Origin of the sequence: Leucobacter chromiireducens subsp. chromiireducens, assembly GCF_016758255.1 — a bacterium.
GTDB lineage: Bacteria > Actinomycetota > Actinomycetes > Actinomycetales > Microbacteriaceae > Leucobacter > Leucobacter chromiireducens.
Genome location: NZ_QYAD01000002.1, coordinates 170308 through 186722, shown reverse-complemented (window position 1 = coordinate 186722; position 16415 = coordinate 170308). Strand labels below are relative to the sequence as shown.

Here is a 16415-nt window from a genome sequence, read left to right as displayed (position 1 = left end):
GGGGTTCCTCCGCTTCCACTATTTGCTTTCCTGCTTCGCGCGCTGTCGCCGCAGGCCGAGGAGCACCCCGCCTGCTGCGAGCAGCAACACCCCGAGTACGGCGCCAATACCGAGCCCGGTTCCCGTGACCGCGAGATCGCCGATCACGGGAAGGCCGGGCGTCGGCGTGACTGGCACAGGCACCCGCGCAAACGGGTAGCTGAGCGTGAGATCATCGCGCACACTCGCCAGGTCAATCCGAGTCGCTGACGGCTCATGATCGTCCACAGCGGTATCGGCACCCTCAGCGCTTTCAAGCGCTTCGGACTCCGCATCCGCCAACTCCACAATCTGCGCTTCGAGCGAAACGGCGCGCTTCCCGTCGGGCTTGGCCGTCAAACTCCCAGCGCTCAGGCGGAAGGCCTGCGGCACAGCCACAGTGGTGCGGTACGTGCGGGGCAGCAGGTAGCCGGGAGCCGCGGCGTCGTACTCGGTCGGCAGCACCGCGAAGGCATAACGCCCCTCGGCATCAGTTCGTTGCGTCGACTCACCGTTCGCGTCAGTAGCGACCTGCCAGTCTCCGTCAACGCGCTCCCACAGCGTCACCTCCTGATCAGCGAGCGGCGCTTCACCCGACTCTTGCTCGCCGTCCTCGTCCGCGTCGTCCCACACAGTTCCCCCAACGGTGGTGAGGTGCGGGTAGGTTTTCACACCGATATCCATGTGCAGGTCGTCGCGGGATGAGGCGAGATCGACCACACCGTCCGTATGATCCACGATCGAGAAGACGCGCGTCTCCCCCACGTGTGAGGCGGCTTGCGGCAGCTCAGGTGCCGTCGTCGTTTCGCTCAGCGTACTGATGTCGCTGTCGATCTCCCGATCGTCGCCGACGTTGAGCGGCGACCAGAGCTGGTACCCCGCGCGCTCTGCGGTGACACGATACTCACGCGGCGCGAGGAATCCCGCAGCCCCCTCCTCGAAGTGAGTGGGCCCGACTCGGAAGCGGTACTCCCCGAGGGCGTCTGTCATCTGCTCGCCGACGCCGTCAAGATCGGCGGTGCGGATCCACACCCCGTCGACGCGCTCCCACAGGGTCACCATGCGGCCAGCGATCCCCGCTTCATCGGCGTCCTGAATGCCATCGTAATTCGCGTCCTCCCACATGCGCCCACCAATCGTCACCTCGGTGTCGAACATGGAGAAACCGGCGTCCGCGCTGAGCACATCGTGTGCGTCATCAAGATCAAGCACCTCAGCGGCGGATCCCGCGGACCTTGCTTCGATCAGCGAGATCGGATCGGTGAGCACGGTGCTGAACGGCTTCGGGATCGGGATCCCGTCGACGTCGCCGCCTTGCTGGCGGAAGAACACGTTGTTCACCTCAACCAGCTGGAGATTCGCTGGGGCGTCGAGCCGCACGCGGTACTCCGCGGGGGTGCGGTAGTGCGGCGAGTCCTTGTCGAGATCGGCGACCTCGACCGTGAATGCGTAGTGCCCGTCCGCGTCTGTAATGACCGTGTGGTGACCGTCAACGTCCGTGTACGGTTCCCAGAGCCCAGAGTCTCGGTTCAGGGCGTACACGGCAGCCTCGATCCCCGGGATGCCGGGCTCGTCGGGACCTTGCGCTCCGTCTGCGTCCGCATCGTGGTACACGGTGTCTCCGAGAACCCGGATCGAGTCGTGCGTGATCACGCCGCCGTCGATGCGGTCGGTCCCTGCCGTCGTCGTGTAGTCGGCGCGGCCGTTGCCGTCAGCCGACACGAGCGAGAACTCCTCCGAGATCACGGTGTGCGCGGGATCCGCGATCGCGTGGCCGTAGCGCGCGCCGCCACCTTCGAGCAGCTCGGCAAACTTGGAGTTCTTCGCGTCGTCGCTGCCGACCGCGAGCGGGGAGATCGTCTGGCGCGAGCTGAGAGCGAATTCGACGACGTAGCGGTGCGGCTGATCGAGGTGCCCGGTCGCGGGATCCTCCTCGGCCACCGCCACGGTGAACGCGTAGGCTCCGTCGGCGTCCGTCTCCGTTTCGGCGACGGGCACAAGTTCGCCGTCGACCACACGGTTGAGCACCACGCGGATGCCCCCCAGCCCGGGCTCGTCAGCTCCCTGCAGTCCATCGCGATCTCGGTCGTCCCAGATGAAGTCACCGACCTGCGCTTCGCGCTCGAGCGGCACAAGCCCCAAGTCGACGTCCTCTGCCGGGACCCCCGTGCGGGTATCGATGGGCAGCAGCTCGTTCTGGAGCACGCCGAGCACGCGGGGCTCGGACACCGCGGTGAGCGTCGCGCCGCGAGCTGACTGAGTGAAGTCGTTGTCGACGGTGGGATCGTCCCCGGCGCCGAGCGCCGTGATCCCCTGCCAGAGCGGCACCTCGGTGACCCGCACGCGGTACTCATATGGCGTGAGCTGCACACTGTCGATGATGTGCAGTTCCTCGAAGCGGTACGACGAGACACCCGTCTGTCGGATCGGCTCGTCGCTGTCGCGCGCCGCAGCCGGTTCGATCATGCGCCCCGAAGCGTCCTGCCGCGCGGTGACCCAGCCGGCCGCGGTACGCACCTCGAGGGTCGCCGTGTAGCGGTCCTCGGCGGCGGCGACCTCAGCCGCGGTCTTCGTGCCGCTCGCGTCGGCGTCGATGAACACCTCGCCCGAAAGCTCCGAGCGCGCGTGCGCCATGAGCCCGAGGTCGATCGTGTTGTCGGTGATGCCAAACACGACGCCCGTCACATCGTCGATTTCCACGACGCTGATCAGGTGTTCACCGAGGGACACACCAGAATCATGCATCGTCCCGTTCGGGAAGAAATCAGAGTCGGTCTCACGTGTGCCAGTGGGCGACAGCCCGGGCGCGTGCGTCGGCGCGAACGTGTAGCCGGTGACGAGCTCTCGGACGACGACCTGGTACTTCGTCGGCAGTGCCTCAGTGCCGTCGTAACGGACGCTCGGCACCTTCGTGAAGTAGTAGAAGCCGTCCTCGTTCGACACTGTGTTTTGGGTGTAGTCGGTGCGCGTCCAAGTGCCGTCGATCTCGACGTACTGCTCGAGCTGAAGCTTCTGCCCCGCAATGCCCGGCTCACCGGCGTCCTGGAGCCCGTTCCGGTTGCGGTCGTCCCACACCCGGTTGCCGATCACGCCGTACGTCGTCTTGTCGTAGAAGCCGATACTCACGCTCTCGCGCGGCGCGAAGCCGGAGGCGAAGAGCCCCTCCAGGTCGAAGTTCAGCGGGTTCGTCTTCACGATCCGCGTGCCCTTCTCGTTCAGGCCGTCGTTGTCGTTCGCCTCGGCGAACGGGTCGCTGTGGTGGAGGAACGGGGAGACGAGCCGCTCCGAGTTGAACTCGCCGTTCTCGTCGGTGATCTCCAGATAGTACTGGCGGTCGACCGGCAGCAGCGTGAAGCGGTAGGCCCCCTGGGCATCGGTCACGGCGACCATCGGGCGGCCGTGGGGGTCGCGCACGGTCTCGCCGCTCAGGTGCTTCAGCGTGACGTGGTAGCCGGGGATGCCCGGTTCGTTCGACCCCGCCTGGTAGCCGTCGAGGGTGTCGATGTCTTCTGCGAACACCGTGCCGCCGAACTCGATGGTTTGCGCGACGCCGAGGTCGAAGCTCATGCGCTGCGCGTCGTCCGTCGCCGAGTCGACAGTCGCCGCCTCGGTGATGGCGACGAGCGCGGCGTCGTCGACCGCGGCGGGGATGTCGAGCGGCTCGCCCGGAGCGAAGCTCTCGACGCCGGCGCGCTCGAACACGGTGCGCGTGGTGGTCGAGAACGCATCGTACTCGCGCGGGAACTCGAACAGCACCCGGTAGTCGCCCGGGCGGATGTTCGAGAAGGTGTAGTACCCCGAGTTGCCCGCGATGTCCGACTCGGTGACGGTCACGAGCGGACCTTCGGAGGGGATGGGTCGCTGGAACACCTCGTCGAGCACCGACGTGCCGGTGGCTTCGTCGACGACTTCCCACGCGCCCGAGACCTCATGGATCGGGTTGCCGAGCGCGTCGACGTTGTACCCCGCGGGCGTCAGGAGCGTGACGCGCACGCCATTGATGCCGGGATCGTCGATCTCGCCGTCGAAGTCGAGGTCGCGGGTCGGCTGCAGGTGCGTGCGGCCGTTGCCGTCGCGCACAGCGTCGCCCTCGTCCTGCTCACCGTTGTAGTTCACGTCGTTCCAGACGTAGTTGCCGAGGTAGACGCCGTCTCGCTTCTCCGTCGCGTAGACACCGGCGTTGTTCGACTCCTGCGGGATGAAGCGGCTCACCCGCTGCGTCGCCATGAATGAGTTCCACAGCGATGCTTCGGCCTTGCGCTCGGCACCGTCGAACTGCTCCAGGTAGACGGGTGCGTTGAGGGGCGAGCGCATCGTGTAGCTGAGCTTCAGCTTGTTCTGGCCGGGCAACTGCTCGGTTGCACTGTTAAAGAGCACAAGAATCGACTGCGCGCGGTGCAGCAGCTCCGGGCGGTCCGCCACGTCGGCGAGCGGCACGAAGTGTTGATCGCGCACCGCAGAAGGAGCGCCGGGCAGACCGAGCGCGTCGTAGAACGACTCGCTTGCGGCCTCCGCGTGGGGCACCAGTTCGGTCTCCACGATCTCGCCGGCCTGCTTCGTGAAGGGCCCGACAAAGACGGTGTACTCGCTCGGCCGGTACGTCTTCTTGTCGGCACCCTCCCGCTCGAGCTTCACGCTGTCAGGGCGGAGCCAGGCCGAGTACTGCGATCCGCGCGGGATCGTCGCGTTGGTGATGGAAGTGTCCCCCGCCGAGGGCAGCACGTCGTAGATGATCGGGTACGGGTAGGGCCGGTCTCCCGCTTCCTTCGAGTTGTCAACGGACACCTCAAAGGTAAAGTCGCCGCCCTGGCGCACAGGCGTCTGCTCAGGCGCAACACTGCCCGCGCGGTTGAGGTCGGAGTACGCGACCTTCCGCTTCCCGAAGTTGTCGTAAGTCTCGTACTGGAACAGCGACTTCTCCGAGAAGACCAAGCGGTCGTTCATCAGTTTGTTGTCGTTGAAGTCGTGACCGTCAGTTGAGTAGCCGAGGCGGTTTGCCGCGTTCTGCTGCGAGTTCAGCGGGTGGAGCAGACCAGTGTTGTTCGTCACCATGGCCCGGGACTTCAGGTCCTCTGCGTCAGCACCGGGCGAGTACGCGTCGACCGCGCCGATGAACTCGACGACGATCTTGTCGCCCGGCATGACGCTGCCATCGAACCACACCGACACGACGTTCCGGTCGAAGCCGGGCCAGGATCCCGTCGCGATCCGCGTGTGCTTCAGGTGCGACTCGGGATCCGCCTCGCTGCCGTCGGCGCGCACGAGCTTCCACGTCCACAGATTCGTGTCGGCGGCGGTGAGCGAGTAGCGCGAGCGGTGCGCGCTGTCGAGCGGGTGATCGGCGGTGATGTCGGCCTGCGGCACGTAGGTGAACGCCCCGCCGGATTCCATCACGGTGGGGAGCTGGAACGTGACGAAGGGGTTCACCAACGTGTCCTCGGCGTACGTGTTGTCCTCGTCGCGCGACCACATCGATCGATCGGCGTTGATGAACTCGCCGCTGAACTTCAGATGCGGGGACGACTTCGGCGCGATCGCCGTGATGTCGGACCACCCGAAGCGCTGATCGCTCGGCTTCGTGGAGTCGCTGCGGTAGTAGAGCGAGTCGTACTTCACGTTGACCACGGGGCGCGACGGGGTGAGGTAGGAGCGGGTCTCGCTCTGCGCGAGCTTTGACACCCGCGTCGAGACGTAGTTGCCCCAGAACTGGGCCGTGTCGTAGACGAACAGCGTCGACTTCGCGTTGGACCCGATCCGCACGCCCAGCGAGATCGCGTGGTCCGTGACCGAGGCCGGGTAGGGCGAGGTGCTCCGGTTCGTCGGATCGGTGTCGAGCACCGACTGCGTTCCCGGGGTCTCCGGGTCCGCGTCGATCGCGAGGCGCGTGCCCTGCGGCACGAGGTTCGTTTCGGGATCGAGCGCGCGCACCACGATGCGGATCTTTTGCAGGCCTGGCTGCGTCGCCGCCGGGATCTCGAAGCGCTCGTTGCGCAGGATCGAGGTGCCGCCCGGGTTGAGCAGCGTCCAGGCCCCCGCCTCGTAGCCGTCCTCGGCGAGCTCGTCGGAGACGTAGACGAAGGTCTTGAAAGCGTCGTCGATCTCGGTGCCCGCATCGGCGAGCCGGTCCACCGTGCGCTGCGGCAGCTCCCACGTGCCGGAGGTGACGTAGCGCGTGTTCGTGGTGATCGGCTGGTTGCTGACCGAGACGGTGCTCTCGTTCGTCGTGTCCGTCGGGAGGATGTTCTCGATCACGAGCTCGGTGAGCCCGGAGCCGGTGTTCTCGGCGTGGGTGATGAGGTACTCAATGGTGTCCGAGGAGTTGAAGTACGTATCGCCCGAGAGCCCATTCGAGTAGGCGATGCGGGGCCGGGTCGTGTTGACGCGCACCTCGGCGCGCGGCTTGAGGATCTCGATCTCCGCGGAGTCCGCGGCGTAGCGGCCGGCGAGGTCCCCGTTGCTGTCGATGTCGATGCCGGTGCCTCGGTCGCTCGTATGCGTGTGGTACGCGATCGACGCAAGCGATTGGACGATGAAGTCGGCCGGGCGTTGGGCTCCGGGGGTCCCACGCGGGATCAGCGTCGTGTCGTCCGTGATCAGGGAGACGTACGTGTCCATAACGAGCTCGTCGGCTGTCCAGACCGTGTCGTCGGAGACGACATTGTCCTCGTAGCCGTCGACCAGATGCAGTTCGGTGAGAAGCGTGAAGCGCTCGCCCGACTTCAGCTCGCCGCGCGTGCCGCGCTCCCCAGCAGGCGGCGTGACCACCCACTGGATCCGGTTGCGCGTCGCGTCGACCGCCGGCTCGGCCGGCGTCATCCGCTCAACCGTGTAGCCGCGGGCCTCGAACTCGGCGCGGTCCAGCACCTCGTCACCGACCGCGATACGCACCTCGTCCGTCGCTGCGGCGAAGTTCGTAACGAACTGAGTCACCACGAAACGCGCGTTGTGCACATCGCCCGCGGTCTTCAGCCGCTCGTACGGGTTTGTCTCGTCCTCAGGCGCGTTCGACACCTCGGTTGCGAGCCAGTACTTCCCCGCGGCATCCACCTGGATCAGCTCGGCGAGCGTCCCGTCGGCGAAGGAGGCGGCCTTCGTGGTGTTCGTGATCGACGGCTTCTTGAGGTTCAGGTCGCTGCTGCCGTACGCACCGGTCGTGGCTCGCGCAGCCGCCCCGCCGGGCAATCCTGCCCCGCTGGATGCGCGCTCCTGAGTCAGCTCACCCGCGCGCTCGGTCCAGCCCGTACCCGCGTTCAGGGTGAGCTCGGTGTCCGCGCCGTAGGGCTGCGTGGAGGCGATGAGGCGCTCGGTGATCTTCAGCGCGCCCATGTTGCTGCTCCATGTGCTCGTCGCATCGCGCCGGATCCGGTCGTTCGCGGTGATGGCGAGGCCATTCGAGGACTTCACATTGTTCGGGGCGGCCGAGACACCCTGGTCGCGCGCAGAGAGCGACGGGGGTGCGCCGGTCGTATAGCGCTCTGAGACGACGGGAGCGAAGACCGGCCGCTGCGTGCCCGCGAGCGCGAGCAAGTGCTGATAGCGGCTGTCGTCGGTGTCAGCACCGTAGAGCGGCGTGTCGATCGTGGCCACGCGGGGCGTGATCTCGAGCGATTCGCCGGTTGCGATCTCGGTGGCGCGGTCGGCGCGAGCCGTGAAGTGCAGCAGGAAGCGCTCCCCCAGCTTGTCCTCGAGCCGTTCGACGCGCACGTCGAAGAGCTCACTCAGATCCCGTGCTGGTGCCGAGCTGCCAAGTCCGAGCGTCTGCGCAGACGCCGAGAACTCGACGCTCTGCTGCTGTGCGAGCTCGCCGTCGTAGCGGGCGACCGTTCCATCCGCGAGGACGGGGGCGATGCCGTAGGGCAGTGCGATGGTGACGGTCGGCTCGAACCAGGTGCCGCGCGCACCGCCGATGGTCTGGGGTGCGTTCTTCCAGATGTCGTCGTTGAAGTTTTCCCCCGAGTAGCGGTTGTAGCCACTGTTCACCCGGTTGTACTCGCCAAGCACCTCGAGCTGCTGATTCTCGACGGTGGAGCGGATCGAAAACTCCTCGTACAGATCGACGCTGAAGTCCTCGATCGTCGAATCGATCCCGGCGGGATACGCATCCTTGCTCGCGCTGCTCCACACGCGGAGCGTCGGTCGGCGCATCGTGATCTGGTCGCCCGTGACGAGGGCAGGGCGACCGCCGTCGACAGAGGTCGCGGTGCCCTGCGCGTTCAGGCCGCGCACGTAGCGGCCCCACGGCTCCACCGCAAAGTACGAGGTGTAGGAGCCGAAGTCATAGGCGAGGTCGTTCACGTTCAGGCCCTGCGCCATGCCGTCGTTCGGGAAGCGGGCAGTGTTGTACACGCCAATCGAGCGGTTGAACCCGCCGTACTCCGCGCCGTAGATCTCGAGGTATTCCTCGGGCGCGATCGTGCTGAGGGTGAACTGGTCGTGCCAGAGTGAGAGGCCCTGCGCGTTCGCGGGGACCTCTCCGGCGACGCGCACCCGAATCTCGACGCGCTGCGTCTGCAGGTTCTGGTCAGCGGCAGCCGAGCCGAAGAGCCCGGTCACCTCGCCTGCGACCCGCACCCGGAGCACGTAGGGGATCCCGTCATCGCGGGTCGACTCGGCGTACGTGCCAGCCTCCTGCGACTGGGCGGGAGCTCGGTAGCCCTGATCGTTGTCCGGGCTCTGGAGGATCTCAACCTCGCTCACCAGTTCGCCGCCGCCGCCGCTCAGCGCGGCCACTCCGAGGAGTTGCCCGGACTCGTCGTACGGGCTGATCCCCAGCGGGAGGATTTCCGTGTACTCGAGCCCGCTGCCGATCGCACGATCGCCGAGGTTTGCCGCATGGAGTCGCACGGTGAATTCCTCGTGCAGTTGCACGGCGTAGCTGTAGTCGTCCTCGACGTATGGTGTGTAGCCGAGCCGATGCCGCTCGTACGAGTTCAGCGAGCCGTCGTGCTCGACAAAGTTCGCCGCGTCGGTGCCCCACGCGGCGCGCTCCGTATCGGGCACCATCTCGCTCGCCCCCGAGAGCCAGGCGCGGTTCAGTTGCATTCCGTCCTGCGCCCAGAGAATTCGCTCCGGCGCGGTGACCGCGCCGTCGGCCACACGCGCCTTCGTGACGTACGCGAAGTTCTCGTCGAGCGCGGTCGATGAGAAGCTCGTGTAGAGCTCGCTCGCGGCAGTCTCCCGGAGATGTGCCGTGTGCGACTTCTCGACATTCGCCGAGGCATCGTAGTAGGTCGCCTGGACGTACGACCCCGGCGAGTTGCTCGCGTCGCGGCGCCGGTCGTTGGAGCCGGGCAGCCAAGAGTGCGAATTCGACAGGAATTCGGAGGCGGTCATCTCGTGCCCCCGGTCGCCAGTGATCCCGGCATCATGGAGCAGCGCAGCGAGATCCATCGAGGTCTGCTTCGCAGAGTTCGCGACGGGAATGTTGCTGCCGTACCAGCCGAAGAGCGGCGCGAACACCGCGGTGCCATCCGCATACTGCGCGCGGGGCAGATCGTGCTGTCTCGCCTGAGCCGAGTACACAATCTCGAGCTGTTCGCCGCGGCCGAGATCTTCATCGGCGAACGTGTAGCTGAACACGTTGAAGTCGATCGTGTCAGCCGGGTTTACGGTCGTGTTCACGGGCTCGGCGGAGGAGAGCCGTCCCCAACCGTCGTTGTGCCGGTCGTTTGCGAAGGTTTGGGCTCCCGCGACGTCGAGGCCGGTCACCGAGCGCATGGTGACCTCGGGCAGCGTGAAGTCACGCGGGGTGCCCGCGGCGTCGAGCATGCGGATTTCGAGTACACCGGCGGCGACGGCGCCGGCGACGTCGAGTTCCCCGGCGTGCACGAAGCGGCTCAGCTCGGTGCTGAGGTACTCGGGGATCTTGTCGACGATCACCGGGTGGCGCAGCGGCGCCTTGCCGTAGGGCGTGTTCGTGTTCGTGCCTTGATCTGTGCTGTGGTTCTTCGCAGTGAGTCGGTAGTGCACGTCGTCGCCGGCCACGTAGCCGGTCTTTCCCGGCTGCGCGCCGTTGTAGGGCGCGGTCGCCTCGGCTCGGGTGTCGAAGGACTGGATGTTGAACTCGACCGTAGGGATCGCCTTGTACACGGTCTGCGCTGCCTCGGTGCGGTAGCTGTACTCCGCAATGCCCGTACCCGTCTCGTCCTGGTGCGTGAGGCGCGTCTGCGCCTGCGAGGTGAGGCGGTAGGACTTTGTGTTCTGGGCCGCCGGCGTGCGCCAGTGCCCGATTCCGGAGATCTCAAAGTTCGATGGCCCAGCGTCCGCGTGCACGGTGCCGTAGCGGATCCAGAGCTTGTTGATCTCGCGCATCGTATGCTCCGACGCGTCGAAATCAGCCGCGTCGACCCACTTCCCGTCCCGGTCCTGGAACAGGACTGTGGGCTGCGCGGAGGCCGCGGCACCCTCGGGCACGTTGAGCGCCGGAACGGTCGGAAACTCCGTCAACTCGAAACCAAGCAGGCCGCCGGTGTCAAGAGTGAGGAACAGGTCGATGGCCGTGTTGTCATGTCGGATCTCGTTGCCGATGTTCTTCACGGTGAGGGTCATATCCTCGCCGGACACGTTCTCGCGGTCGAAGCGGCTCTCGATGACGAGCTGCTTCGGATCGGCGTAGCGATACGCGGTGTTCGTCAGTCGCCCGAGCTGCTCAGCAAACGCATCGCCGTCAAAGTTCACCGCGGCGGTGGATCCCGTCACGCGGTTCCCATTCGCGCCATCGCTGTTGTAGCTCATGAAGTGGTGTGTGTAGGCGGGCCGCGCGTACACGTTCCACTGCAGGGTCTTGCCCTGGGTCGCGCCGAGGATGCTCGGCTGGTCGTTCGTCGCCGTGTATTCGACGACAAAGAACACAGACTCACCGTCGTGCAGCGTGACGTCGAAGGCGACGTCAGCGCGCTTGCTGTTCTGACGCGTGATCCGCACCTGATCCTCCGGCACGGTGACTGCCGTATTGACGCTCTCCGCGATGACTCCTGCTCGGTTCGGATCGGCGAGGAGGTACGCCGAGGAAGCCTGCACGTCGGAGACCGCAAGGAAGGCGGGCGCCTCGATGTGCGCAACCGGGGAAAACACCGGGAGCGATCCGGGGCCAGCGTCATCGCTCGCCGTCGTTCCGACGTTCCGCAACTCGTAGAGCACACGGGTCGTGTCGCCGACCGCGATGTTTGCGAAGTCGATCTGAGTCCCCGTATCTGCGTCGTAGAACAGACCGGTCGCGTCGGCCCGCGAGAAGTCTTCACGGAGATGCACAGCGTGCGCCTGCATCCGCGCCACGCGGGTGAAGACTCGTGGCGCCGCGGCGCTGCTCGAGCTACTCGCGAGGCGCAGCGTCGGCTTCTCGCCTGAGTTGCCCCCGCCCGCGGAAACGAAGATCGGGTTATAGGAGGTAACCACCGCGCTCGCGGTGAAGGCGCTATGCAGCATGATCTGCTCATCGCTGCCCTTGCTCCGCTCCGTCACGAACGTCGGCTTCGAGCTCCAGCTGGGTCCGTCGGCCGCCTCGTCGACCCACACGCCCGTGACGAACAGGTCGCCCCCGTCGCGCATGCGGGTAGGAAGGGGTTCGTTCGAATTCCCTCGAGTGATCGAGCCCCACAGGCCGACCGTGCCATCGCGCGGCGCGAACGCCACGGAGATGCTATCGATGTGTTCCTTGAGCAACGTCGCTGTACCGCCGAGCGTCACATCGAACGGCTGTGACCGCAGCGTTCCGTCTGCGAACAGGCTGCGCAGATCGAACTCACGCATTCCTGTCTCGGGGTTGGCAATGAAGCGATCGCTGGCAATCTCAACCGTTGTGCCACCCTGCGTCACCGTGACTCGTTCAACCGACCAGTCTCCGGCGAAGATGTCCTCCGGGATCGCAACAAGCTGCGAGCGATACGCCGCGTCGGGAGTGAAGGTGATGACGGCATCCTTGATGTCCGCTTCGGAGGTGTTCTCGATCCCCACGGCCACCTGCGTGGTGCTCGGCGTAATCCCGTCAGCCTGGTAGTCATACACCTTCACGCTGTCGAAGCTCATGTCGAGCTTCGCGCCCAGCTTCGGCGTGTAGCCGGTCAACGTCGCACTCGACGTGTGCATGAGGGCTTTCACCCCCGTGTCGCTCGGCACGCGGTAGAGGTTCGTGGTGCCCTGGAGCGCGCGGTTTCCATTGACCACACCCGCTACACGCACGTCGACCTCGGCAAGCGAAGCGCCAAGCGTGTCGGGGGCGATGCCATCAAGCTCTGCGGTGCGCTCTCCGAATCCGGCGACCTCCTCAAAGATCGCTTCAAAGCGCTTGGGGTAGGAGCCTTCCTGACCGAACGAGACCGTAAACGTCCCGTCGCCATCGTCGTGGATCCCTCGCTCACGGGAGTTGTCGTAGTCGAAGCGGGGAGCCTGCGCGAGGGGAGCCGCAAAGTCAATGGAGAGGATGTCGCCTCGCGCGCCGGTCACCCGCACCCCTGTGAGGTACTGCAGTGTGCTCGTATCGGCGATCGAGACGTGAGTTGCGTCCAGGTTGTACACGGCGTCATCAGCCGGAGTCGCGGGGTACACAAATTCGTAGACGAGCTTGTCGTGGAACGACGCGGGATCGTACATGCCGAGCCACTCGTCGTACTCGGTCGCGGCGGGCACGTACACATCGGGGCCATGCCCAGAGTAGTACGACCAGTTCGCCGTATTGACGTTCCAGATGCTTGCGAGGTACTCCCCCGCGCTCCCCATCGGGATCACCTTGTTCGCGAGCGACGTATTGTCGTTTGCGCCGGTGCGCGACTGCGCGAACGGGTAGGCGACGAGTGAGTTGATTGAGGTGGTGGCAGTACGGGTGAGTTCGCGATCGCGCCCGAACGTGTCGGTGGCGGTGAGCTTCGTCGCCTGTTTCCCCTTCACGGAAGACGAGTGGAAGCGACCCATGTACTCGATGACATCATTTTGTGTGCCTGCCATCTGCGGAGCAGCATCGTTGCTCTCTCGCGAGAACTCCAGATGAACCGAAACGCGAGAGACGGGCGAATCAGGCTGTACGTCCGCGTCCCACGCTTCCTTGTAATACGGGTGTTCGCTCACTCCGGTGACAGAGTCGTACGTGGTGAAGAGCTCGCTGTCCGGAGTCGCGGGCCGCGCGGTGGCAATGCGCCAGAAGCCAGCGCCCTCCTGTGAGTTCTCCACCCAAGCATCTCCGGGCACTGTCTTCCAGAGCACCTCTGTACCGTCAACCATGCGGAAGAGGTCGACCGACTCGAGGTACGGTCGCATGTCCTCGCGGATCTTAAGGTAGTAGAGATCGAATTGGGTATGCGGGAGCGCGACGTCGACGCTGACGCGCTGGTCGTTGTTCTCGGAGGCGGCGGTCGGCCGGGTGAGCGTCGTCGTGAAGCCACCGAGCGACTTGTATCCCTGGTCGAGGGTGTAGTCCTGCGTGTTGTATGTGGAGCCACGGTTCCACCAGCGATAGATGTCAACCGAGTACGCGTTCCCAGCACCGAGAGGCTGCGTCACCTGGTTGACGCCCTCAACCTTCACAGCGGTCTGCGTCTCGCGGACGTTGACCTGATTCTGCTGGCGCGCGGTCTTCGTCTCCTCGTACGGGGCCTCTTGAGTCCCGGTGAACGTCGCGCGCAGCGTCTGCGAGGACCCGATCTCGATGCCCGCGCGGTACTCAACGAGCGCCACTGCGCTCAGACCGCGCACACGCAAGTCCTTGCCGGAGATGACAATTTTCGCGATATCTGTGAGAGCCACATCCCCCGCTGCAACTTCGGAGTCCGTGAACTCCTGTTCCTTCCCCGAGGCACTCACGAACGTGATCACGGGATCCGTGATGGCGTCAAGGAACGGCTGCTGGAGTCTGATCTTGGAGAACTCGAGCGCACCCGTCTTCGTGGGTGCAAGCATGTCAATCGTGTAGCTCGCCTGAGGCGAGTTCACGCCCTTCGTATCCACCTGATACTCGGCTTCGAACGTCGACTCATAGCCGACGTTCGTCGTCTTCTGCGTGCGCTGCGAGCCGTAGATGCCGACAACATCAACGGCTGGAACGAGCTCATTGGGCAACCGGATATCAATCGTGCCAGTGGCCTCGCGGGTGGCATCCCGATCATAGGGCTTCGGCTGATACGTGCGGATCTTCGCATTGATCAAGTGCTGCCTGTCGAGCTTTGCCCCGACCTTCGCCGTGATCGTGGCGAAGTTTACGGCGCCATCGGTGGCAAGCGTATCGGTCTCGATCATCACCTTCGCCACGTGCTCCGGCAACGCGACAACAACATCACCGTTCGCAGCGGGGCTTCCGAGCTCAAGCCGGGTGACGGTCCCGTCGATCGTTTCCACGCTCACTCGCACGCGCTCCGCTTGGGCGAAGAGCGCGGCTCGAAGGGTGAGTTCGGCGTCGCGAAGCCGCTCAACCTTCGGGTTCACGGCGAGCGTCGTTGTCGAGTTTGCGGCGGTGGTGCCGTTGACACCGAAGAGAAAATCGATTGTCGTTTTCGCACCGTAATCCACCGTAGCTCGGTCGGCCGTGCCATCGATGCGCACGGCAATGTTCGGCACGACCTCCTTGGGGTAGATCACGGTGTAGCTCGCATCAATCGGAGTCTCGTGCGGCACCTCGGTATACGTGGTGTTGCCACCGAAATCGTCGTTGCTCGCGATCTTCTCGATGAACACGGCCGTTGCCGTCGACGTCACGTCGCCAACACGGAGAGGCGCACCGAAGACCTTGATGGTGACAGGCAGCAGCGCGCCTGCCTCAACCCGACCACCGAGCCCGAGAACGAGCGTGTGGTCCCAGTCGCGTTTCTGCAGTTCCGCGAGATCAAACGTGAGGGTGACGAGGCCCGTGTCGGGATCCGGATCTGAAACCGTCGGCGTGAGCGACTCGGTAACGGTCTTGCCGCGCTGCTCGTCTTCGAAACGATAGCTCACCCGTACGTCCTCGAAGCGTTCGAGATCGGTCTCGGGTATCTCATAGCTAACGCGATCCGGAGTGACATCCGGGTCAAGCTCGTAGCGCACTGTCGGGTCAAATGTCGGTGCGTTTGATGCGCTGCGCAGCTCAGAGATCTCGGTGTAGGTCTCGTAGCCGTACACAACTTCCCGCTGCTGGGCGGTGTGCGAGAACGTGAAGGCATACTCGGGCACGACAATCTCGCGCTCAACCACGCGGGTCTTTGACCAGTTCGCGGTCTTCGCGAAGAGAACATTCGTGATTGCGGTTACGCGGAACGTTGTGGGCGGGTTCGGGAACCCTTGCCGACTCAATGGCAGCGAGATCAAGTATTTGCGCTCGGAAGGTCCGGCAGCGCCCTCAGGTGTGAGCGCCTGCTTGTTCGCGCCATGCTCACGGTCGATTGTGAGCATGCCGGTACCGGAATACGTGTACGGAATCTCATCGGTGAGTTCGCTTGTGCCATCCCAATCGGTGACGTCGTAGATCAGCACGCCGCCCTCGCCAGGTACGCCGACGAATTGTCCCGATGTATCGTTCCGGTCATCGTTCGGAGTAGCCGGGCCCCCTTCCTCGTACCGCCAGCGGTTGATGTCGAAGGGGATGATGCCGTTCACATCACTGTCAGTGGAGTCAATATCAAAGGTGACCGAATAGCCATCGATGTTGGCGGCGACGTTGTCTGAGGTGTTGGAGAGCGAGTAGAGATAGTCGACGTACTGGTATCGATCCCAAATGGGCACGAGATCCGGGCCGCCACCCGGCACGTACGATTCGATCTGCGTTTCCCAGCGCAAGTCCGAGGAAATCACCGAGACGCGCGACTCGTCGTCGAGCTCGTTCGGTGTCGTCCACGAAGAGCCCTCAACTCGGTTGAACATCTCGTATGAGACGGAGCCGTTGATCTCGAAGCGAGTGCCCTCGGGTACTCCCCCGTAGGGTCCGTCCGAGCCATCGTTGTAGGTCGTGAGGAAGATATCAAACGCGGGGTTCACCCCGGCGCGCAGATCTCCGTCATACTCCATCACGATCGGGCCACCCTGCACGGTCGTGTCAGAGAGCACGTTCCAGCCGCCGCCGGCGCTCACTCGACCTTGGACGCCCAGCGGGCTCGGGGCCCGATCCCGCCCAACCACTCGGTATCCATCGCCAACATGCTCAAGCGAGGGGAGGTAGATCGCAACGGTGACCCCTGTTGCGGCCCCAGACGCGTAGCCGGGAACAAGCCGATAGTTGATCTTCGTTTCTGCCCCGGCCGAGAGCACAATCGACTTCGAGTTGAGATAGCCAGGATCGCCCTCGGCGACGGTGCCATTCAGGGTGATGCTCGGGGTATCTGCGGCAACCGCGGCAGGAAGCGCGCTCACGCCGCCCACGACATCGGAAAGCACCAACAGCAGCACAAGGGCCACCGAGGCCACTCCTGAGAAGATCTTCTTCAAAGCACATCCCCCGAGGC

The 16415-nt window shown here is 64.9% G+C and carries 1 protein-coding gene; it reads right to left on the bottom strand.

All coding sequences use genetic code 11. The features are described 5' to 3' along the window. Nucleotides 1-18: 18 nt before the first annotated feature. Entirely contained in the window at nt 19-16368 is a 16350-nt protein-coding gene (locus tag D3226_RS06905; RefSeq protein ID WP_337248923.1) for an SdrD B-like domain-containing protein, read from the bottom strand. Between the last annotated feature and the right edge of the window lie 47 nt (nt 16369-16415).